Origin of the sequence: Pseudomonas sp. zfem001, assembly GCF_032621725.1 — a bacterium.
GTDB lineage: Bacteria > Pseudomonadota > Gammaproteobacteria > Pseudomonadales > Pseudomonadaceae > Aquipseudomonas > Aquipseudomonas sediminis.
Genome location: NZ_JAVYJI010000001.1, coordinates 378,999 through 397,485, shown reverse-complemented (window position 1 = coordinate 397,485; position 18,487 = coordinate 378,999). Strand labels below are relative to the sequence as shown.

Sequence of the window (18,487 nt, the reverse complement as noted above, 5' to 3'; positions counted from 1 at the left end):
ATTATGCCTGCTCTGCTCGATATGAGGAAAAGGGCTGCACCGTGAGCACAGAAAAACCGAGCCGCGCCGACTACCACCGCGAGCACCAGGCCCGCGCCGAAGCCGAGGCCCAGCGCCTGTTGGCGCGCAAGGCCGAGCTGCAGGGGCGCTGGCTGCCCTGGGTGGCGCAGGAGCTGTACCAGCTCAGCCCGCCGGAATTCGCCAACATGGTGCGGCGCGAGTTGCAGCGCTTTTCGTAGGCCGGATTCAATCCGGGGACTGTTTGAAACATGCCAAAGCTGTCGCGGSTAAAGCCCCTCCCACAAGTCTCCCGCATCTGTGGGAGGGGCTTTAGCCGCGACCCTTAGGGTGCGCCGCGCGCACCAGCCTTACTGCCGTTGGTGCGCACGGCCTAGGCGGCTCCGCGACACCCTAAGTGAAGCCGCCCTACGCCCGCTTGCGCGCACAGCGACTCATATCCACCTTCCCCACATAGGGATTGCCCCAGCCCATCACGCACGCCACCTGCTGGTTGCGCTGCTGCTCCCAGACCTTGGGCGGGTAGGCCTTGCTCCAGGCTTCGTAGAGCTGCCGGTCCTGTTTCGACAGGCGCAGCTTGTAGCGGTCGGACATATAGAAATAGGTGCGCGCGATCATCCCGCGGATGGCCGGGCGCGGCATCACCTTGCGCGCCTTGAAGTCCACCACCGTCTCGCAACGGCCGTATTGATGCGGTTTCTGTGGCAGCCAGGCGAAGCTGTAGTTGCTGCGATCACCATTCACCTCGCCGATGCTCGGCACCAGGTTGTGCAGGTCGGCCTCGGCCCTGCGGAACTGCATGTCGTTGGCTGCGCAGTTCTTGCGACCGCCTTTCTGCCAGCACTGGCGCTGATGGCCGATCACCCAGGCCGGGACAATATGTTCCCACTCGATGCGCTGGGCGCGATTGGCGTTCTTGCGCGGCGTGTAACCACAGGAGCGCAAATCGACCCGATTGCCGCTGTACTTGCAGCCGCAATAGAACTCGGTGGATTGCTGCTCATACAGCGGCCAGGCCAGGCGCTTGGCCTCGGCGAAAGTGGCGGGTGCGGCGTGCAGGGAAAGGGCTGTGAAACAGCAGAGCAGGGGCAGTAGACGTCGAATCATGGGGCGGCAGGGTAGCCGTCACTGCCACCCTTGTGAAGCAGGAAAATTAAGGTTTTTCAAAGGCTTATATGATGGCAAAGCGCCCTCCTCGAACGAGGAGGGCACATGCTTTCAGGCGTTGGCCGAGGCGGTGATGGCTTGTACGCTGTCGCCGCGGTGACGGCTGAACTGTGGCAGCAGTGAGCCGATCAGCATGCCCGCCAGGCTGATCAACAGACCGGCCAGCTGCGGTGGCCAGAAGTCGGTCTCCTGATAGGTCAGCTCCAGAGCGATCCAGCTCGACAGGCCAAGGATGATGGCCAGCAGCGCACCTTGGGTGGTCGCACGTTTCCAGAACAGGCCGGCGAACAGCGGCACCACGGCGGCTACCAGGGTCACCTTGTAGGCGTTGCCGACCATCTCGTAGATGCTGGCCGTCGAGTTCAGGGCGAAGATCGACGTGGCGATTGTCATCGCCACCACGCTCACGCGCATGGCCAGCAGGAACTGGCGGTCACTCATCACTGGCACGAAGTTCTTCAGGATGTTCTCGGTGAAGGTCACCGACGGTGCCAGCAGGGTGCCAGAGGCAGTGGACATGATCGCCGACAGCAGCGCACCGAAGAACATCACCTGGGCGAACAGCGGAGTGCGCTCCATGATCAGGTGCGGCAGGATCATCTGCGCGTCCTCGGCCAGCCACTTCTGCACCATCGCCGGGTCGATCAGCGAGGCCGCGTAGGTGAGGAAAATCGGCAGCATGCAAAACGACAGGTAGAACACCGCGCCTGCCATCGAGGCGCGCGCGGCGATGTTCTCGGTCTTGGCCGACATCACGCGGGCGTACACGTCCTGCTGCGGAATGGAACCCAGCATCAGGGTTATCGCCGCCGCGATGAAGGCGACGATATCCCGTGGCTCGAAGGCATGCATGAAGGTGAACTTGCCCTCGGCCGCTGCGTGGCTGATCACCACGTCGGCGCCGCCGGCCATGTCACCAATCAGCCAAGTCAGGTAGCACAGGCCGGCGACGATGATGATCATCTGCATGAAGTCGGTCAGCGCTACCGACCACATGCCACCGAACAGGGTATACAGCAGCACGATGGCAGTGCCGATCAGCATGCCCTGGGTGGTGGTGATCGAGCCATCCGAGAGCACGTTGAACACCACGCCAAGCGCTGTCAGCTGCGCGGCCACCCAGCCCAGGTAGGAGCCGATGATCACCAGGCTGGTGAGTATCTCCACCTGCGGGCCGTAACGCTTGCGAAAGAAGTCTCCGATGGTCAGCAGGTTCATGCGGTACAGCGGGCGGGCGAAGATCAGGCCCACCAACATCAGGCAACCGAAGGAGCCGAACGGGTCCTCGATGATGCCGGCGAAGCCTTCCTCGATGAAGGTGGCCGGGATACCCAGCACCGCTTCTGAGCCGAACCAGGTCGCGAACACCATGGCTGCGACCAGGGGGAAGGACATGCTCCTGCCGCCGGCGGCGAAGTCCTTGGAGTTCTTGACGCGAGTGGATGCATAGACGCCGACACCGACGGTGAACAGCAGGTAGATCGCAACAAACCAGATCAGCATTGGATGAATACCAGTGGCTCGCCCGTCGTCCGGCGTGGGCAGTGCCCGCTAGGCCGCCTGGACAGACAGCATTATTGTTTTCATGGCGCGTTCTAGCTGGCGCGCGATCCCCCTCAGGCGCTCGCCGTGCCGGGTTCGCGGCCACCTGCCGCAACGGGCGAGCAGTCTGCCAAAGCCGTAAAATATGTCAAACAGATAAAGGCTTGTTCAGCGGAAAAAATGATAAACGATAGGCCCTCTGGGCTGGGGATGCGGCCAAATCAGGCTGTCTGGAATTTTTTGCGGATGGCTGTTGTGGATATTTTACGAATGTGCTTTGTCGTCAGCACCGATATTCGCCGCAACAGCGTCAGGCGTTGCGGGTGAGGCGGGCGAAGGGCGCTGATCAGCGCTCGCCCGCCTCACCATTTTGATGTTGCGAGGCTGGGCTAGCTGAAGCGTGGCAGGCGCCCATCGCTGGTGCTCTCGGTACCCTCGGCCTGCTGCGGCAAACCGGCGACCTTGAGTACCGGCATCCTCTCGCCCACCAGGCGCAGATCGCGGCGGGGCAGGGCGAAGCGCACGTCCAGCTCGCGCAGGGCATCGAGCAGTTGCAGGTTGATCTCCTGCTGAATGTCCATGTACTGGTTGTAGTCCGAGGTCAGCACGATATACACCACCTCGAAGGTCAGCTGGCTTTCATCGAAGCCGAGAAAATGCGCGCGGTCGAAGCGGGCCTTGGGCGTGGCGCGGATGATATCGCCGACCTTTTCCGACACCTGACGCACCTTGGCGCTGGGCGTGTCGTAGTTGATGCCGAACTTGAAGACGATGCGGCGGGTATTCATGCGCTTGTAGTTGTGCACGATCTGGCGCAGCAGATCGGCGTTGGCGCACACCACTTGCTCACCGCTGAGGCTGCGAATACGCGTGGTCTTCAGACCGATATGCTCGATGGAGCCGGCGACTTCGCCGAACACCACGAAGTCACCGATCTCGAACGGCTTGTCGACGCCAATCGATAGCGAAGCGAACACATCGCTGAGTACCGTCTGCACCGCCAGCGCCACGGCGATACCACCGACACCCAGGCTGGCCACCAGCGCGGTGATATCCACCCCCAGGTTGGCCAGGATCGACAGCAACATTACCGACCACACCACGATCAGGATCATGATGCTGATGATGGTGGTCATCACCGGGTTGTAGCTGCCGCCGCTCTTGCCTATCACCAGGCTGCGCGACCACAGGCGTACACCGGTATCGACCCACAACGCTACCTGCAAGGCCAGGGCGACGAACCAGGTATGGCTCAGCGCGCTTTGCCAGGCGAGCGGCAAGTCCGCCAGACGCAACGCCAACAGCAGGGAAAACGCCAACAACAGCACGCGGCTGGTGCGGCCGATGACCATGGCGATGAAGTGCGACCAACTGCTCTCCTGGTCTGCAGACCCGGCTTTCAGACGCTTGTGCAGGGTGTTCACCAGGGTACGCAGCACGCTGTAGATCAGCGCCGTGGCGACCAGGACAATCGCCACGTTGAGCCAGACATCGCGTTCAAGCCAGATATTCCACTGTTCCATCGCCAGGGGCCTCCAGAAAAAAGACATATAGGGTTCTGGTGGCGTTGAGGGGCAGAAGTTCCGGGGAAATGGGTGAGTGGTTTGGGTTCGTTCATTGTTGGGGGAATCGGACCCTTTCCGGCGCCGTGCAGTGATCCGCAACGCCCGGCTTTCCTATCCGTGCAGCCCGCCCACGACGGCATTTTTCCGCTATTTCTCGCAGTGCCTTCGAGACTTTTTCGATACAGCGGCTAGGCATGGTTGAAAGCATGATGCAGCTACGGCGGTTGAGTTGTTTGCAGCTGCAATTGTTGGTGTGTTGCTCGGATTTGTTGTTTATGGCGGATTCTATTCGTTAGGATTGTTGCTTAAGAAAGAAGCAAAAGTTTGAATTCATCTGGCTTGTATTAGTGTCTATGTCTGCCATATTTGGTGCATGGGCAGGTTTCAACTATATACATACGCAAAGGCTTTAATAAATCTGCCCCTCTTTTCGTATGTGTGTTTAATGCGCCAGAGGAGTTTGGCTCTAGCGTATTATTTGGGAAGGTTATTGTGTTCGTGCGTATGGATATGCATTTTTTATATTTGCACTTAAATATGAGCCGTGTGATCCTGCGTTCATTAGCTCTTGGTGCGTGTGCGCAGGAACACCATAATATTCATAAATACTCCCGTTAAGAAATTCAATCTCCAGCGTTTCCGAGTTTGCGTCGTATCCAATCGACGCGATATTGCTTGACCCAACTGGTACGCGTTCCATGTTTATACCTGCTAATTAGATTGAGTTCGCCAATTTTTTATGAGTTCAGCATAGTTTTCTGCGGTTTGAGGTTTTCTCCATTGCTTAGTTACTTCAGGGTCCTTGCTGTTTGGGTATTTGTCTTCTGGTAAAAGATTGAATCTGCATCGAGTTGGTAGTTTTGCTGCCTCGCCAACAATAACGGCCTCGCCGGTTCTTAATACTGGTAGTGAATCTACAATGCCAGCCAATCCCTCTGATATTGCTGATTTTACTATTGAGCGATCGGACGAATTATTGATTCTAAGGGATATGATTGTGCCGCACTGTGAAAGTATTGTCTCGTCTATCTCTGAGGGTCTTTGACTAACTAGCATAGCTCCAACCCCGAATTTCCTACCTTCTTTTGCAATTCGCTGAACCATGTGCTTTGCAAGTCCGCTTTCAGACTTTGATAGGTAGCGATGTGCTTCTTCAAGAACTAGGAGTAATGGGCGTTGACGCATTCCGGCCTCGTTGTCTCTCCCCCATATGGATATTTCAAAAAGAATATCTAGGATTGTTCCGAGTAGTAGGCTTAACGTTGAGGAGGGCATTCCAGATAAATCTAGTATTGTTACGGGCTTATCATGTCCCAGCCAGCCAGAAACAAGGCTGTCTAAGTCCTTCTTGATCGCTCCTTTTTCATCGGGATTCCAGTCGCCTGGTTCAAGCATGAATGAAAATTGAGCGTCTGTTAGTCTGGACTTCATTAGGTCTAGCTGTCTTTTCATTGCTCCTAGCCCTCCCTTATTTGGAGTTGCATTTCCTGGGCTAGGTGGGCGAAATTTTGCTGCGACCAAGTTCTGAAAATCGCCTTGGCCATTTGCCGTGTATGCCGGTATGGTTAGGGCTGCATCATCCCAAGTAACCGAATCATCGTGTGCTAAGTCATACCAGACTTTTTTAATTCTGTAAGGTAAAGGTGTTACGCTTGTTATTTTGTTAGAGTCTATGCCTTGTATTTTGTTTGTGTCGATTGAAAGGATTTTTTCTTCAATTGTTTTGTCTAGAAAAAGAGTTTTGTGAATCTCGCTCATTGGGCCGCAAAGAAATTCAATTAAGTTGTTTGGTGATAGGCACCAGTATGGGATTTCGAGACGATTTTCCGCTTTGGGCATGACTGAGAAAACTTTTGCTATGTCTCTGAGTGCGGGTTCGTACTCTCCGTGAATATCTACAAGTAAAATTCTTGCGCTAGGCAGTTTTAGAGTTTCTTCATTGGTAACGATTGAGCGGATTATGCTTGCTGTACTTGTGGATTTTCCCGATCCAGTCGATCCCAATATCGCTGAGTGCCTTGTGACAAGTTTGTCTAAGTCAAGGCTTACGGATATTCCATCTGAGCTAGAGAGTGTGCCGACTTTGAAATGGCCTTCGGAGGGGGTTCCAAAAACCTTGATAAGGTCCTTGTCAGTTACTATGTGAGCTTCGTTTCCGATGCTTGGGTATTCGCTAATGCCTCTTTCGAAGTCTCCAGCAATAACTTCACCTACTAGCTCTATTTTTATCCATCGCCTATCTGTTCGGATTGGTAAGTTGTCTTCTAATTGTGAGGACTCACTGGAGCCAGCAATTACACCATATAGATGGTTGTATCCTAGTAGTATTTTTACAAAGCTTCCCACTTGGCCTACTCTATAGTTTCTTCCGCCTATAATAACTATTCCTGAGTCTACAGAGTTTGCAATCTCGACGGTTACTGATGAGCCGGTTACTGAACTTACAGTTCCTAGGAGAGTAGAGTGAAGACTCATGCTATTGCTCCATGGCAGGGTTGCCGTCATCTTTATTGTCTTCGTTGGTGGTGAGTTCCTGGGGTGGCACTACTGAACTTCCCGAGAAATCACCTCCGGCAGTAGCCAGGAAGCGTGAGAGTGCTGAGAAATCGCCTAGTAAGAACTCGTTATTATTGTAGTATTCTTTTCTTATGTGCTCCCAGCCTTTGCTTGGAAGGGAGCCTAGCTTCCACTCAGCTTTGACACCATTTATTACTGCGCCATCTCTGCAGTAAGCGCTAATTCCTGGGCACTTTAAAGCTAGTTCGGTAATAAAAGGCTCGTTGTCTAACTTTTGATATTGGAAGGCCAGTAGCGCTGATGAGGGATTGGCTTGAAGGCTTTCTAATAATTTGGATGATATGTGTGCGTCGGCGAATGAAAATCCTGTCGAGATTAGTATTGTGTCCGGCTCAAGTAAGAAATTTTTAAGGCGTTCAAATAAGGATGAAAAAGGTGCTGCTTGTGTTTGATCGTATTTGATGTGTGATGGATACACCATGTTTGCTTTTGGTGATTTCGGTATCCGAACTATCTCGTTCTTATCGTTCTTCTCCCAGCCTATTGAGCCGTGCAGTTTCCAGAGTCTCACCCATCTTGGTGGTAGATCATTTCTTGAAATGCTTGACGGGTCAAAAAAAGCATTGTGCGAGCCACTAAACCCATCGAAGTATGGTGTTTTGGATCTTTCCAAAGCTTGCTCGGCCAAAAGATCATAGTTTGTTGTGAATATTTCTATGCCGTGCTTTCTGTTTACACCATTGATCCATGATACTAATTCGGAGTAGGGTGTTGGCTTTAATGGTAGTTCCTTGCTTACCGCGTCTCGTATAAGGTTGCAAATGTTTTCTGAGAGTGAATTGAATTCAGTGGAGCTGTATCCATGTATCTCTGAATTTCCTATGACTTCAGATAGCGCTCGTATTTTTGAGAGGATTTTTTCTAGGTTTGGGTTTTCTGTAGTCGCCTCTAGGATGTTATATACTGCTAAATCCTCAGATGTTAATTTTCCTTTAACTATTCTTGTTAGGCCGTCTAGGTTCGGTATTAACGACTCCCAGTTCTGGCCTTCTTTGGCAATGTTAATTCCTACTGGTGCGCCTGCTCCAATGAGTATGCCTATTTTCTTTCTGCCATTACTTGCAATCTGCCGGAAGCCAAACATGTATTGGTCAGGATTGTGGGTCGATCTACTCATTGGATAACCTCTAAGTTTCGCTTGTTTAATCTCTATTCACATTCCACATGATTCTTTCTTTTTGGCAGGCGAGCGAGAGCTTGGCTTGTCTTTATTTTGCTTTGACCAATGATTGGCATAAGGAAAAGTGGACAGATTTATTTTCTGCCCGACGCCTTTTCCGCCTGATCGCAAAGCGCCATCTTTCCCGGCTCAAACCCTTGCGGTCAAGCCCTTCAAACGCCAGAAACGAAAAAGCCCCGTCAGTGATGACGGGGCTTTTGCTTGGCTGTCTGGAGCGGGTGATGGGAATCGAACCCTTTCCAGCGCCTTGCTGTGATCCGCAAAGCCCGGCTTTACTGGCCTTGCAGCTCAGCAGCTACAGCATTTTTCCGCTATCCCTTGCAGTGTCTTCGACACTTTTTCGACACGCCGTCTGGACAGTTTTCAAGCCTGCCAGTAGCGTCTGGCCATTACGTTGCCTTGGCTGATCGGCAGCGTTGTCGTTTTCCGCCAACCCGGAGTCGCGTTCCTCGGTCTTGTCTTCATGCGAATCAAGGCTTTACTGCATGACAAGGAACGTTATCCGACCTCGCCAATGTGTGTTGTGCGACAGCAATATCGCCTAATTAATAGCTAGGAGAAATTAAGTGGAGCTCAGAACCTTCGTAAAAGAAACCTTGAAAGATATTATTGGTGGTGTTCAAGATGCACAGAGAGAAATTGAGAGCGGCAAAATTGTTCCAGTCCTTAACGAAGAAACTTGGAATGGTCTTCAAACAGGACTAACCAGCATTCAGGCTGTATCCTTTGAGGTATCGGTTAATGCTGTAGAAAGAGAAGGAAGTGAAGCTAAGTTAAATGTAGTAGCTGCCGTTATTGGCGGAGGTGTTAGAGGAGACAGCTCAACAGCCTCAGAACACACTGCAAAGCTTTCTTTCAAAATACCAGTTCAGTATCCAAAAAGTGAGTGAGCTACGCGCCTAATTCTCCTGGCTAGAGTTCAAGTCGCTCGCTTCGCTCACTCGGGACGGGCTAAAGTTCGCCCCCTTAACCAAACGTTATGCATCAAGGAGTAAGGCTTGAAAGTCTCTGAAAGCTCCACAGATTATGAAAAATTAGCTAAGAAGATTTACGAGGAAATTCTTGCTCTTCAAGGCGTTGAGAATATTGATGTAAGGCATAACGTAAAGATTAAGGGCAAGTCCGGCGTCGAGCATCAAATAGATGTTTTCTGGGAGTACAAGTACGCCGGTATAGTTCACAGGGTGTTAATAGAGTGCAAGCACTATAGCGATGCAGTCAGCTTGTTGCACGTTAGAAATCTGCATGGACTCATCACAGATATACCCAATAGCAGTGGAATTATAGTAACAACTATAGGATTTCAGGCTGGCGCAAAAGAATACGCTAACTTCTACGGAATGGGCCTGAAGCTGATAAGAAAGCCTCGCGGAGAAGATTGGGACGGCTGCATTCAAATAATAAATATCCAAATGAAATTTAACAGAAATCACTATTTTGATTTTAAGGTAGATTTTGACGGAAAGGATCAAGCGACAATCGATCTTGCTAGGCAAGATCCGTCGATAATGTCTATCAATTCAGCAGATATTATTGTGAGAGATGAAGGCCATGAACCCTGTGCTTTTAATCTATGGCTTGATAGACATATTCCGTCAGGTACTGATAGTTTTGGTGTCGAATGTGAAGTAACACTGTTTCCTGAAAAGTCTTATCTCGTAACAGTAGACGGCCGAGAGTTAAAGTTAGGAAGGTTGGTAGTCAAATACATTTCTACTTTTTTCGAGCAAGATCTTGAGATAGATGCCATGAATCTTGTAGAAGCGGTATTGCAAGATTTTAGTAGTGGCGAGGTTGAACATATGCATCATAAAAACTCATAGCAATTGGTTCAATTCGTTCGCTTCGCTCCCTCGGGGGCGGCCTAAAGCCCGCCCCTTAATCAAACGTTATCATCCCAATCGATTTAATCGCACTTGGCTGCATGTGCTCGGGCATACCAGCGCCTAGCTGCTTCCTGGGTGATCGCTATCCCGCGTTGGGTTGGCTCAAGTTTCGGTTGGCTTCGTCGTAGTCTGGGCTGGTCTGGCCAATCTCGGGCGCTATTTGCCCGCTAGCGATCCAGAAGGCGTATTGAGGGAACATCTGCACGATGGCCTCAATGTCCTGCTCATTGGCGCGCCGCTTTCCGTTTCTCAGGTGATACCAGCTGCTGCGGTCTATGCCTGTCAGCTTCTCAAGCTTAGGGGCCGAAAGCTTTTCCTTATCCCATACGGATATCAATCTTTCTCTTATCATTCCGAAAGCATCTAAAAAGCTTGCACATAGTGGTGGTTTATGTGTGGGGGCTTGGCTTATATTTTGTCCGCGCCTTGCAATATGTGTAAGGCATCTAATGCAAGATAAAGCGGAATATAGCGGAGCAAGCTGATGCTACCACCTGAAGGTCTTGACCCCCAAAAGCTGCACGGCGCACCGCCCTTGATGCCGTGGCAGAAGTTCGCTGAATGGATCGGCATGGGCGACGAACCCGTCGTTGTCCGCACCTGGGTGGAGCGTAACTACCTGCCTTCACAGAAGGTCGGCAAGCGCACCATGGTCAACGTGGCCTTGCTGCATCAGCAGCTTCTGGAACAGGAGTGGACGCTGTGAGCCGAACAGACCCGCAATTCAAGCTGCGCGTACCGCCAGAGCTGCGCGCCAAGATCGAACAGTCCGCCTCCGCCTCGCGCCGTTCGATGAACTCGGAAGTCGTCATTCGCCTGGAAGCGAGCTACGCCCAGGACAAAGCCGCCAAGGAGGGCAACCAATGACCGCCACAAACGAAAGCCTCGATCTGTGCAGCGTGAAGACCTTCGCCGAACTCAGCGGCGTGACGGTCGAAGAGGTCATCAACTGGGTAGACAGCCAGACCATCCCGAGCATGAAGCTGGCCGACTTCCGCATGGTCAACCTTGCCCGCCTGCGCGCCGATCTGGAGAAGGGTAAGACCGTATTCAGTGCGGGGGACTACGCCCATGTCTAAGCCTGCCCTGGTGTTCGATCCCATCACCGCTATCGGCTTCATCGGCCAGACCGTGCTCGTCGAACTGCGCTGGGACGACGACAACGAAATGCTCTGGCGCTGCTATCACGTCGTCGGCGTAGTGCTGCCGGTGCCCGGCGTGTTCGAAGAGGGCTACTTCCTCACCATGCCGTTCGATGGCAGCGAAGACCTGCCGGTCGAAGTCTACTTCGACAGCATCAATACCATCCGTGTCGTGCGTGATCGTCACGCAACCGGCAAGGTGCTGGATCTCCTGCCGCTGCCTCTGCTGTTCCAGGGGCAAGCCAAGGAAGGGGAGTGCAGCCATGCGTAAGCCACGTATCCAGCTCGATGCTGCTACCGCCCTGAGCTATGTCGGCAAGACCGTACTGGTCGAAACGGCCTGGGACGCTGAGCCGGAATCCTTCTGGCAATGCATCCAGATTGTCGGCGTGTTGATCCCCACGCCGGATATGCAAGGCGCCCCGTGCTTCCTGGGTGTCGAACTCAGCTCCAGCACGCGCAACCCGAACGAGTTCTACTTCGACGATATCTGCTCTATCAGGGCGATGCGGTACCGCGACCGGCATGGTTCCGGCAACGTACTGGGCCGCATGACCCTGACCCATTCCGCCGATGGTTCCGGGTCAGGGGCCGCGCTCCCGGCTCGTCGGAACAGCTCCACCGTTCCGGCGAACGGAAGCACGGGCGCAGCGCACCCTTGACCCCACGCCATGAAAACGAGCCTGACCACGGGAGAGTGGGGCAGCTTCACCGCCCCGCGCTCCCGAGCCCTCGGCGGCAAGAGTGGGATGACAAGGGCAAAGCCCTTGGTGTTGATCTTCAACGCCCGCCAGTGCCGCACAACCTCCACGTCTGATCCTGGGCGTTCCTGCCTGCACCTGCTCCCGCCCACACCTGAAACCCTGCCGGGCTTTCTCGCGCTGATCCTCTACCTGCTGCTGTCCGCCTGGGGGAATAACTGGGTTTCCATGATGAGCCCAGGAAGTCCCTCGCCGAGCGCCTGGACAGTGACAGACGAAGGATGCGGGCCGGCGGTGGGGTTGCGTGCGAGGCACGAGCGCGGGTGCGCGCCGCCGGCCCGCTGACGCCCCTGTAACACGTCAGAAAGTAAGACGAAAACTTCCGCAGTAATCAGCAATAGGTGATCAAGTGAAAAAGCCAAAAGACTTCCTGAGACTCGACATGCTGGCACGTGAGGATGCGACAGGCCGGCTGTTCGTAGACCCGGGCAACGCCCGTATCGTTGACCTGTCGAAAGTCCGCCTGTTGCACTGCGGCGTCGATACCGTCCGCCAACTCTATCGTGGCCTGCTCCGGCCGGAGCTGCTGTGCCTGTTCGATAAGCCGGGCACCATCGTCGACTTCGCTGGAGAGCGTTGGCATGCAGGCCGTGTGAGCAAGGATTCGGGCTACCAGTACAAGCTGCAGAACGCCGACCTGGGCTTCGTGCTGCTGCTCAAGAACTACAACGCCAAAGTCGAGAACATCGGCCCACACCTGAAAATCGAAGTGTCACCCCATGCCATCCGTAGCCTGTCGCCCGAGCGCCTCCAGGCTCGCATGGATTTCTATGCCGAGCAGATCCTTACGCACATTGAACGCAACCAATGCGCGGTCCATCTCGCCCTGGATGTTCAAGGCTGGCAACCGCCCGCTGATCTGGTCGCCCGCATGCACTGTCGCGCCCGTTCCGCCCGCGATATCTCCGGCATCAAGGAAATCACCTGGGACACGAAAAGCAGCGTGTACGGTCGTGGTGAGACCTACATGTTCGGCTCTGCCGGTGGCGTGCAACTGGCGATCTACAACAAAACCGAGCAGGCCAAGGCCACCGACAAGCTCGACTACTGGGAAGGCGTCTGGCGGCGCCGTGACAGCTTCGACGAAGGCGACCCGGACAACTACAACCGAGACCAGACCGTGTGGCGTATCGAGCTGCGTTACCACCATTCGGTGATCCAGCAATTCGCCTCTGGCTCCGTCGACCTGCACACCGGCAACGCCATCGATACGAACAGCTACGCCGCCTTCACACCGCACCTAGACGGTCTCTGGCGCTACGGCATGCAGCAATTCAAGTTGCTGGCTCGCCCTGGCTACTACGAACCGATCTGGACGCTCCTACGCGAAGACGCTCGCGTCGATCTGCCGGTCGATTCGCTGCTCGATGACACGGAGTACAAGCGCAACTACAAAACGTCTCGGGGCTTCTCCGGCAAGAACGTGGAGCTGTTCCTGGGAAACTTCGTAAGCCTGCTGGCACGGGAGCGAGTGGGCGCTAGAAAGGGTTTTTACCGGCTCAAGGATTGGGAATGCTGGCCGGTGATTCGTGACCACTACGCCGCCAAGGGCATGGATGAGGATGGGCTGTACAAGCACCTCAAGAACATCCTGGAGGAACGGCATGTGAGGTGGGGCAGGGCGATCTGATGGCGATCATTCAACAGCCTGACGGGCGCTGGAAGGTCGATGTAGAACCCATCAAGGGGCGGCGCTTCCGCAAGACCTTCAAGACCAAAGCTGAGGCGCAACGGTTCGAAACGTCCTGCAGGGCCAAGGTGATGGAAGCGCCCGACTGGGCACCCAAGCCAAAGGACCGCCGCAAGCTCTCTGAGGTGTTCACCCGCTACTACGATCTGCACGGCCACACCCTGGCCGACTCCAAGCGTTTGAAGCAGGTGCTGGCGAACATCGCTCATGACCTGGGCGACCCGATAGCAGCCAAGTTCACCGCTGACCAGTTCTGCACTCTGCGCGGCAAGCTGCTGGTTGAGGGCATCAACGGCAAGACGCTGAACAACCGCCTGGGCTACGTGAAGTCGGTATTCAACGAGCTGCATCGCCTCGGCGATATCGACTACCCGAACCCGTTGGCCAAGGTGCGTCCGTTACGCCTGCAGGAACGCCCGCTGTCGTATCTGACTCAGGAACAGATAACCGAGCTGCTGGAGGCCTTCGACAACTACCCGAACTGCACGCATATGGCGCTGATCGCTCGCGTCTGTCTGGCCACCGGGGCGCGTTGGGGAGAGGCTCAGGGGCTGGTGCCGTCCAGGGTGAAGAATGGTGCGGTGACCTTCGCCAATACCAAGTCGAGGCGCACACGAACCATCCCGATTGCTCCCGCCCTGGAGCGGATGCTGTTGGACTACTTCAAGGAGTATGGGGCGTTCCCGAACTGCATCCGGCATTTCAGTCGCGTGCTGCAATCGACGTCGATCACGCTACCGGCCGGACAAGCCACGCATGTTCTGCGGCACACCTTCGCCAGTCACTTCGTTATGGCCGGTGGCAACATCCTGACCTTGCAGAAGGTCCTGGGACACTCCTCGGTGACGATGACCATGCGCTATGCACACTTGTCGCCCGATCACCTGCAGGACGCGGTTCGGCTGAATCCCATCGTCGACACTTTATCGACACTTCCGAAACCCGGAAACGAAAAAGCCCTGTAAAAACAGGGCCTTAAAGCTGCGATTTTGGAGCGGGTGATGGGAATCGAACCCACGGCTCTAGCTTGGGAAGCTAGGGTATTACCATTATACGACACCCGCAGCGGGTGCCTTTATACCGGAACATGACCCAGAAATGAAGCGCGGAGCGTTCGGACACCTCTAGAAACTACCTGCGTTGTCACCGCTGGGTTAAAAGCAGGCTAAAAATGCTCATTTACAGCTCGTAAACTGCGCTTTTTCGCCTGCTTTTGCCTTGCGCTGACTGCCTCGCCTACGTTTCTAGAGGCGTCCGAATAGACGCATCTGCTCCGCGCTTGGGGCCCGTCATACCGCCATCGCCTGGAGGTCGCGCAGGTCGCCTTTGATTGGCAGTTGCAGGCGTTTGCTGGGGGCGTTGAAGAAGTCCAGCAGCACGCGTTGGCTCTGCAGCCAGGCGGCCTTGTGTTCCATGTCGAGGAAGTGGCCGGCGTCGTCGATCACGGCGAACTGGGCGTGGTCGATGTGCTGGGCGAACAGGCAGGCGTCTTCCACCGAGGTGTATTCGTCACGGTCGCCGTTGACGAATATCAGTGGGATGTCGATGGCCTGCAGGCATTCCTTGCCGCAGTTCGCTTCCATGCTCAGCACCTGCTTGATGTGCGCGTACATCTGCCGGTATTCGTGCTCATCCAGGGTGCTGATATGTTTGTGGTTGAAGCGCTTGAACAGCGACGGCAGGTGCTTGCCGATGGTGCTGTTGACCAGCAGGGCGACGTTGTCGCGATCCACCGCGTTCAAGAAGCGCAGGCCCTTGTGCAGGTAGTCGAGCATCGGCACGTTGAGGATCGGCGAGAAGGAGCAGATGGCGGCCTTCTCCAGCGTCGCCGGGCGTTGGGCCAGGGCGAGCATGGAGGCGACACCGCCCCAGGAGAAGGACATCAGGTAGTTGGCACCGTAGAGGTCGATCAGGTGCAGCAGGATCGCCGCTTCGTCTTCTTTGCTGATGGGCGTGAAGTCGCTGTTGTAGGGCTTCGACTGGCCGGCATAGGGCAGGTCGAAGGCCACTACGTTGAACTGCGGCTGCAGGTATTTGATCGTTTGCGCGAACGAGGCGGTGGTCGCCAGAGAGCCATTGACCAGAATGATGGTCTTGCTTGCTGCCGGATTGCCGTAGAACTCCGTGTGTACGTTGTGCTTCCTGTTGATCTCGACGACTGCGGTTTCTGGCCTCATGTCGTTTCCTCCTGGCGCAAGTGAGCAGGGCGAGCGGGCGACCGTTCGCGCTGGAATGAGCAGTTAGAAAAGCGCCTGAGCGTGACAGCATGATGTCAGGCTGGAGATTTTTATAAGTATAGGAATTTCAATCAGTTAGGATCGAAACAGGCGAGCGCTCCAGGCTTTTTCAGGGCCTTGGAGAGGGCGGTGTTACCAGGCAGGAATCCAGTCGGCGCAGAGCGCCATCAACCGAAAAAACACTTCACTGTCTTTCTGTGACCGGTTAGTCACCTGAAGACTTATGGTTCGATTCAAGCAGTTACCTTGCAGCCACGCAAGGGTGAGTCACATCTTTGTAGCCGATTGGCGATGCCGTTGGTCGGGTAGTCAGATTCAGACGCAGGGCGACAATCAAACGCTGGCGATTTCCGCATCCGTCAGTGCGCGGTATTGGCCTGGGGCGAGCTGTGGGTCGAGGACGATTTCGCCCATGCTTTCGCGGTGCAGGGCGACGACGCGATTGCGGAAGTGGCCGAACATGCGCTTGACCTGATGGTAACGGCCTTCGAACAAGGTCAGCCGGGCTTGGTGGCTGCTCAATACATCGAGCTGGGCGGGCAGGGTGGTGAGGTCTTCGAAGGCGAAGTACAGGCCTTGGGCGAAGACCTCGGCGTATTCGGCAGTGATCGGCTGTTCGGTGGTGACGTGGTAGACCTTGGGCTTGCGCTGCTGCGGCTGGGTGATGCGCCGCGACCAGCGCCCGTCGTTGGTGATCAGTAGCAGGCCGCTGGTGTTCAGGTCGAGGCGCCCGGCCAGGTGCAGGTCGTGTTTGTCCGGCTCGTTCAGCAGATCAAGGACGGTGCGGTGTTCGTCATGCTCGGTGGCGCTGACCACGCCAACCGGTTTGTGTAGCATCCAGTAGCGCGCGCTGCGCCCGGCTTGCAGCAGTTCGTCATCCAGCTCGACGCGCTGGAAGTCACGCACCTCATGGCGCGGGTCGTGAACCACGGCGCCATCCACACGCAGGCGGCCGGCGCTGATCAGCAGGCGGCTGTCCTGGCGGCTGAAGCGGGGGAAGTTGCTGAGGAAGCGATCCAGGCGCATGGCTCAATCGCGCTCGCGGGGCTCAGTGGTCTTCAGCGCACCAGCACAGGCCGGGCACAAGCAGGCCTGGTCGCGTTGCTCGGGCGTCAGGCGCTGCAGCGCGGCCGGGTCGATCTGCGCATCGAAGCACCAGCAGGGTTCATCACGCCCGGCGGCGACGCTGCACTGATTGCTCTTGCCGCATAGCGGGCAGTGTTGCGTGTCCATCAGCTGTCGACGCAAACGCGGTCGCGCCCGGCCTGCTTGGCGCGGTACAGCGCGCGGTCGGTGCGGCCGAGCAGGGTATGCAGGCTCTCACCGGCGTGCCATTGGCTGAGGCCAAGGCTGACGGTGACCTGCAGGCTCTGGCCTTCGACGTCATAGCGCTGTTCGGCGCATTGCTGGCGCAGCTTCTCAGCCAGGTCGTAGGCGGCCTGGCGGTCAGTGTTCTTCAGCAGCAGGATGAATTCCTCGCCACCCCAGCGGCAGAGAATGTCGGCCTGGCGCAGCGTGCCGCGTAGTTGCCGGGCGAAGTCGTGCAGCACCTGGTCGCCGGCGAGGTGGCCGTGCTGGTCGTTGATCAGTTTGAAGTTGTCCAGGTCCAGCAGCACGGCGCACAGCGGGCTGCTGTCGCGCTGCGCTTCCTGCAGGGCCTGTTCGGCGAGGATGTCGAAGCCGCGGCGGTTGGGCAGTTCGGTGAGGCTGTCAGTAGTGGCCAGGGCGGCGATGCGCTGCTGATAGCGACGAATCGCCAGGCTCACCAGGGTCAGCACGATGGCGGTGACCAGCAGGCACAGCAGCAGGTTGATGTAGAGCCCCTGGCGGATGCCGGCCAGGGCCTTGTCCTGCTTGTCGACGAACAGGTACCACTCCAGCTCGGGGATGTAGCGCACGTTGAGGAAGTGCTCGCGGCCCTGTTCCTGGTATTCGAACTGGCCGCTTTGTGGCGTGGGCAGTTTTGCCATCAGGCCGTCGAGGCCGGGCACATCGGCCAGCGAATCGCCGACCTGGACACCCAGCGGCCCGCCCTGGGCGCCGGTCAGGGTGATGCGCCCGGTGGTGTCGACGAAGTAGACGCTGCGTTCGTAGCGCGCCTGGTATTCGTCGATCAGCTTGACTACGGCATCGACCGCCAGGCCGACGCCGGTGGCGCCGATGAAGCTGCCGTCGTAGTCGAACACCTTGTAGTTGATGAAGATGGTCAGGCGGTCGGCGTTGGCCATATCGACGTCGACGTTGATCTCGTAGGGCTCTTTCAGGTTGCGTACGCGGTAGTACCAGACGTCGCGCGGTTCATCCGGCTTGACCTGCTTGAGCACACCCTTGGCCTGGTAGTAGGTGCTGGTCTTGTCGGAGACGAAGAAGCTGGTGAAGGCGCCGTAGTGCTCCTGCACTTCACGCAGGTAGCGGGTCATCTGGCTGTTGTCCTGTTCGCCGGCCAGCACCCAGTCACGCAGGAAGGTGTCGCGGGCCATCATCGAGGAGATGAGGATGGGTCGCACCAGGTCCTTCTGGATTTCCGAATAGACAGTGTCGGAGGTCAGCGGCAGTTCGGTGTTGATGATGCTGTTACGGATCGAGTCGCGCGAGGCGTAGTAGCTCAGCAGCGAGGTGGTGAGAAAGCCGCTGCCAAGCAGGAACAGGAGCAGTAACACCAACGAGGTTTGCGTGTGCCGTTTGGGGCGCAGGGACATGGGTGAATCCGGGAGCGGGTTGA

Annotated in this window: 21 protein-coding genes and 1 tRNA gene; 11 read left to right on the top strand and 11 right to left on the bottom strand. The window is 56.0% G+C overall.

Features of this window, described 5'->3' with window-relative positions:
* Positions 1-41: 41 nt before the first annotated feature.
* Positions 42-239 (top strand): hypothetical protein, encoded by a 198-nt coding sequence (locus RTH74_RS01990; protein ID WP_021488394.1) that lies wholly within the window; start codon positions 42-44, stop codon positions 237-239.
* A gap of 187 nt (positions 240-426) precedes the next feature.
* Here the strand turns inward: RTH74_RS01990 and RTH74_RS01985 are convergent, their stop codons facing one another.
* From RTH74_RS01985 to RTH74_RS01960, 6 genes are all read right to left on the bottom strand, one after another.
* Positions 427-1,125, bottom strand: coding sequence for an endonuclease (locus RTH74_RS01985; RefSeq protein ID WP_099522141.1), 699 nt, complete (start codon positions 1,123-1,125; stop codon positions 427-429).
* 111 nt (positions 1,126-1,236) lie between these two features.
* Positions 1,237-2,688 carry a sodium:solute symporter family protein gene (locus RTH74_RS01980; protein ID WP_021488396.1) on the bottom strand — a complete coding sequence of 484 codons (1,452 nt, stop codon included), beginning with the start codon at positions 2,686-2,688 and terminating at the stop codon, positions 1,237-1,239.
* Between the two features lie 428 nt (positions 2,689-3,116).
* On the bottom strand, positions 3,117-4,250 hold the full coding sequence (locus tag RTH74_RS01975) for a mechanosensitive ion channel family protein (RefSeq protein ID WP_316913587.1): 1,134 nt from the start codon (positions 4,248-4,250) through the stop codon (positions 3,117-3,119).
* Positions 4,251-4,779: 529 nt separating this feature from the next.
* Positions 4,780-4,992, bottom strand: a complete 213-nt coding sequence (locus tag RTH74_RS01970; RefSeq protein WP_316913586.1) for a KTSC domain-containing protein — start codon at positions 4,990-4,992, stop codon at positions 4,780-4,782.
* 11 nt (positions 4,993-5,003) lie between these two features.
* A complete protein-coding gene (locus tag RTH74_RS01965; RefSeq protein WP_316913585.1) occupies positions 5,004-6,767 on the bottom strand; it encodes an ATP-binding protein in 1,764 nt (587 codons plus the stop codon).
* Position 6,768: 1 nt separating this feature from the next.
* On the bottom strand, positions 6,769-7,986 hold the full coding sequence (locus RTH74_RS01960) for an SIR2 family protein (protein WP_316913584.1): 1,218 nt from the start codon (positions 7,984-7,986) through the stop codon (positions 6,769-6,771).
* Between the two features lie 47 nt (positions 7,987-8,033).
* On the opposite strand from RTH74_RS01960, the gene RTH74_RS01955 reads away from it, so the two are divergent.
* The 10 genes from RTH74_RS01955 (at position 8,034) to RTH74_RS01910 (ending at position 14,493) form a co-directional block, all read left to right on the top strand.
* Positions 8,034-8,456: a hypothetical protein gene (locus RTH74_RS01955; protein ID WP_316913583.1), complete on the top strand. Its 423-nt coding sequence runs from the start codon at positions 8,034-8,036 to the stop codon at positions 8,454-8,456.
* A 159-nt stretch (positions 8,457-8,615) separates the two neighbouring features.
* Positions 8,616-8,939, top strand: a complete 324-nt coding sequence (locus tag RTH74_RS01950; RefSeq protein WP_316913582.1) for a hypothetical protein — start codon at positions 8,616-8,618, stop codon at positions 8,937-8,939.
* Positions 8,940-9,047: 108 nt separating this feature from the next.
* The gene (locus tag RTH74_RS01945; RefSeq protein WP_316913581.1) at positions 9,048-9,872 is read left to right on the top strand and encodes a restriction endonuclease; all 825 of its coding nucleotides are present in this window, start codon (positions 9,048-9,050) and stop codon (positions 9,870-9,872) included.
* A 547-nt stretch (positions 9,873-10,419) separates the two neighbouring features.
* Positions 10,420-10,641 (top strand): hypothetical protein, encoded by a 222-nt coding sequence (locus RTH74_RS01940; protein ID WP_092374246.1) that lies wholly within the window; start codon positions 10,420-10,422, stop codon positions 10,639-10,641.
* Complete coding sequence (locus tag RTH74_RS01935) at positions 10,638-10,802, top strand: Arc family DNA-binding protein (RefSeq protein ID WP_316913580.1); 165 nt, start codon at positions 10,638-10,640, stop codon at positions 10,800-10,802. The genes RTH74_RS01940 and RTH74_RS01935 overlap by 4 nt, the downstream gene beginning before the upstream one ends.
* A complete protein-coding gene (locus RTH74_RS01930; protein WP_220803498.1) occupies positions 10,799-11,014 on the top strand; it encodes a hypothetical protein in 216 nt (71 codons plus the stop codon). The genes RTH74_RS01935 and RTH74_RS01930 overlap by 4 nt, the downstream gene beginning before the upstream one ends.
* A complete protein-coding gene (locus RTH74_RS01925; RefSeq protein WP_316913579.1) occupies positions 11,007-11,348 on the top strand; it encodes a hypothetical protein in 342 nt (113 codons plus the stop codon). The genes RTH74_RS01930 and RTH74_RS01925 overlap by 8 nt, the downstream gene beginning before the upstream one ends.
* On the top strand, positions 11,341-11,739 hold the full coding sequence (locus RTH74_RS01920; protein WP_316913578.1) for a hypothetical protein: 399 nt from the start codon (positions 11,341-11,343) through the stop codon (positions 11,737-11,739). Before RTH74_RS01925 ends, RTH74_RS01920 begins: the two co-directional genes overlap by 8 nt.
* 481 nt (positions 11,740-12,220) lie before the next feature.
* Positions 12,221-13,468, top strand: a complete 1,248-nt coding sequence (locus RTH74_RS01915; RefSeq protein ID WP_316914306.1) for a hypothetical protein — start codon at positions 12,221-12,223, stop codon at positions 13,466-13,468.
* Complete coding sequence (locus RTH74_RS01910) at positions 13,468-14,493, top strand: tyrosine-type recombinase/integrase (RefSeq protein WP_316913577.1); 1,026 nt, start codon at positions 13,468-13,470, stop codon at positions 14,491-14,493. Before RTH74_RS01915 ends, RTH74_RS01910 begins: the two co-directional genes overlap by 1 nt.
* Positions 14,494-14,518: 25 nt before the next feature.
* On the opposite strand, the gene RTH74_RS01905 is transcribed toward RTH74_RS01910, so the two are convergent.
* The 5 genes from RTH74_RS01905 to RTH74_RS01885 form a co-directional block, all read right to left on the bottom strand.
* A tRNA-Gly gene (locus tag RTH74_RS01905) sits at positions 14,519-14,592 on the bottom strand.
* Positions 14,593-14,817: 225 nt separating this feature from the next.
* Complete coding sequence (locus RTH74_RS01900) at positions 14,818-15,705, bottom strand: alpha/beta hydrolase (protein WP_316913576.1); 888 nt, start codon at positions 15,703-15,705, stop codon at positions 14,818-14,820.
* A gap of 393 nt (positions 15,706-16,098) precedes the next feature.
* Positions 16,099-16,791 carry a pseudouridine synthase gene (locus RTH74_RS01895; RefSeq protein ID WP_316913575.1) on the bottom strand — a complete coding sequence of 231 codons (693 nt, stop codon included), beginning with the start codon at positions 16,789-16,791 and terminating at the stop codon, positions 16,099-16,101.
* 3 nt (positions 16,792-16,794) lie between these two features.
* Positions 16,795-16,998, bottom strand: coding sequence for a cysteine-rich CWC family protein (locus RTH74_RS01890; protein WP_316913574.1), 204 nt, complete (start codon positions 16,996-16,998; stop codon positions 16,795-16,797).
* Entirely contained in the window at positions 16,998-18,464 is a 1,467-nt protein-coding gene (locus tag RTH74_RS01885) for a sensor domain-containing diguanylate cyclase (RefSeq protein ID WP_316913573.1), read from the bottom strand. Before RTH74_RS01885 ends, RTH74_RS01890 begins: the two co-directional genes overlap by 1 nt.
* Positions 18,465-18,487 lie beyond the last annotated feature (23 nt).

Bases quoted from the DNA above. Each gene is read 5' to 3' on its own strand.
- RTH74_RS01985 (WP_099522141.1), bottom strand. From the start codon at position 1,125: ATGATTCGACGTCTACTGCCCCTGCTCTGCTGTTTCACAGCCCTTTCC.
- RTH74_RS01980 (WP_021488396.1), bottom strand. From the start codon at position 2,688: ATGCTGATCTGGTTTGTTGCGATCTACCTGCTGTTCACCGTCGGTGTC.
- RTH74_RS01975 (WP_316913587.1), bottom strand. From the start codon at position 4,250: ATGGAACAGTGGAATATCTGGCTTGAACGCGATGTCTGGCTCAACGTG.
- RTH74_RS01970 (WP_316913586.1), bottom strand. From the start codon at position 4,992: ATGGAACGCGTACCAGTTGGGTCAAGCAATATCGCGTCGATTGGATAC.
- RTH74_RS01965 (WP_316913585.1), bottom strand. From the start codon at position 6,767: ATGAGTCTTCACTCTACTCTCCTAGGAACTGTAAGTTCAGTAACCGGC.
- RTH74_RS01960 (WP_316913584.1), bottom strand. From the start codon at position 7,986: ATGAGTAGATCGACCCACAATCCTGACCAATACATGTTTGGCTTCCGG.
- RTH74_RS01955 (WP_316913583.1), top strand. From the start codon at position 8,034: ATGATTCTTTCTTTTTGGCAGGCGAGCGAGAGCTTGGCTTGTCTTTAT.
- RTH74_RS01940 (WP_092374246.1), top strand. From the start codon at position 10,420: ATGCTACCACCTGAAGGTCTTGACCCCCAAAAGCTGCACGGCGCACCG.
- RTH74_RS01930 (WP_220803498.1), top strand. From the start codon at position 10,799: ATGACCGCCACAAACGAAAGCCTCGATCTGTGCAGCGTGAAGACCTTC.
- RTH74_RS01925 (WP_316913579.1), top strand. From the start codon at position 11,007: ATGTCTAAGCCTGCCCTGGTGTTCGATCCCATCACCGCTATCGGCTTC.
- RTH74_RS01920 (WP_316913578.1), top strand. From the start codon at position 11,341: ATGCGTAAGCCACGTATCCAGCTCGATGCTGCTACCGCCCTGAGCTAT.
- RTH74_RS01915 (WP_316914306.1), top strand. From the start codon at position 12,221: ATGCTGGCACGTGAGGATGCGACAGGCCGGCTGTTCGTAGACCCGGGC.
- RTH74_RS01910 (WP_316913577.1), top strand. From the start codon at position 13,468: ATGGCGATCATTCAACAGCCTGACGGGCGCTGGAAGGTCGATGTAGAA.
- RTH74_RS01900 (WP_316913576.1), bottom strand. From the start codon at position 15,705: ATGAGGCCAGAAACCGCAGTCGTCGAGATCAACAGGAAGCACAACGTA.
- RTH74_RS01895 (WP_316913575.1), bottom strand. From the start codon at position 16,791: ATGCGCCTGGATCGCTTCCTCAGCAACTTCCCCCGCTTCAGCCGCCAG.
- RTH74_RS01890 (WP_316913574.1), bottom strand. From the start codon at position 16,998: ATGGACACGCAACACTGCCCGCTATGCGGCAAGAGCAATCAGTGCAGC.
- RTH74_RS01885 (WP_316913573.1), bottom strand. From the start codon at position 18,464: ATGTCCCTGCGCCCCAAACGGCACACGCAAACCTCGTTGGTGTTACTG.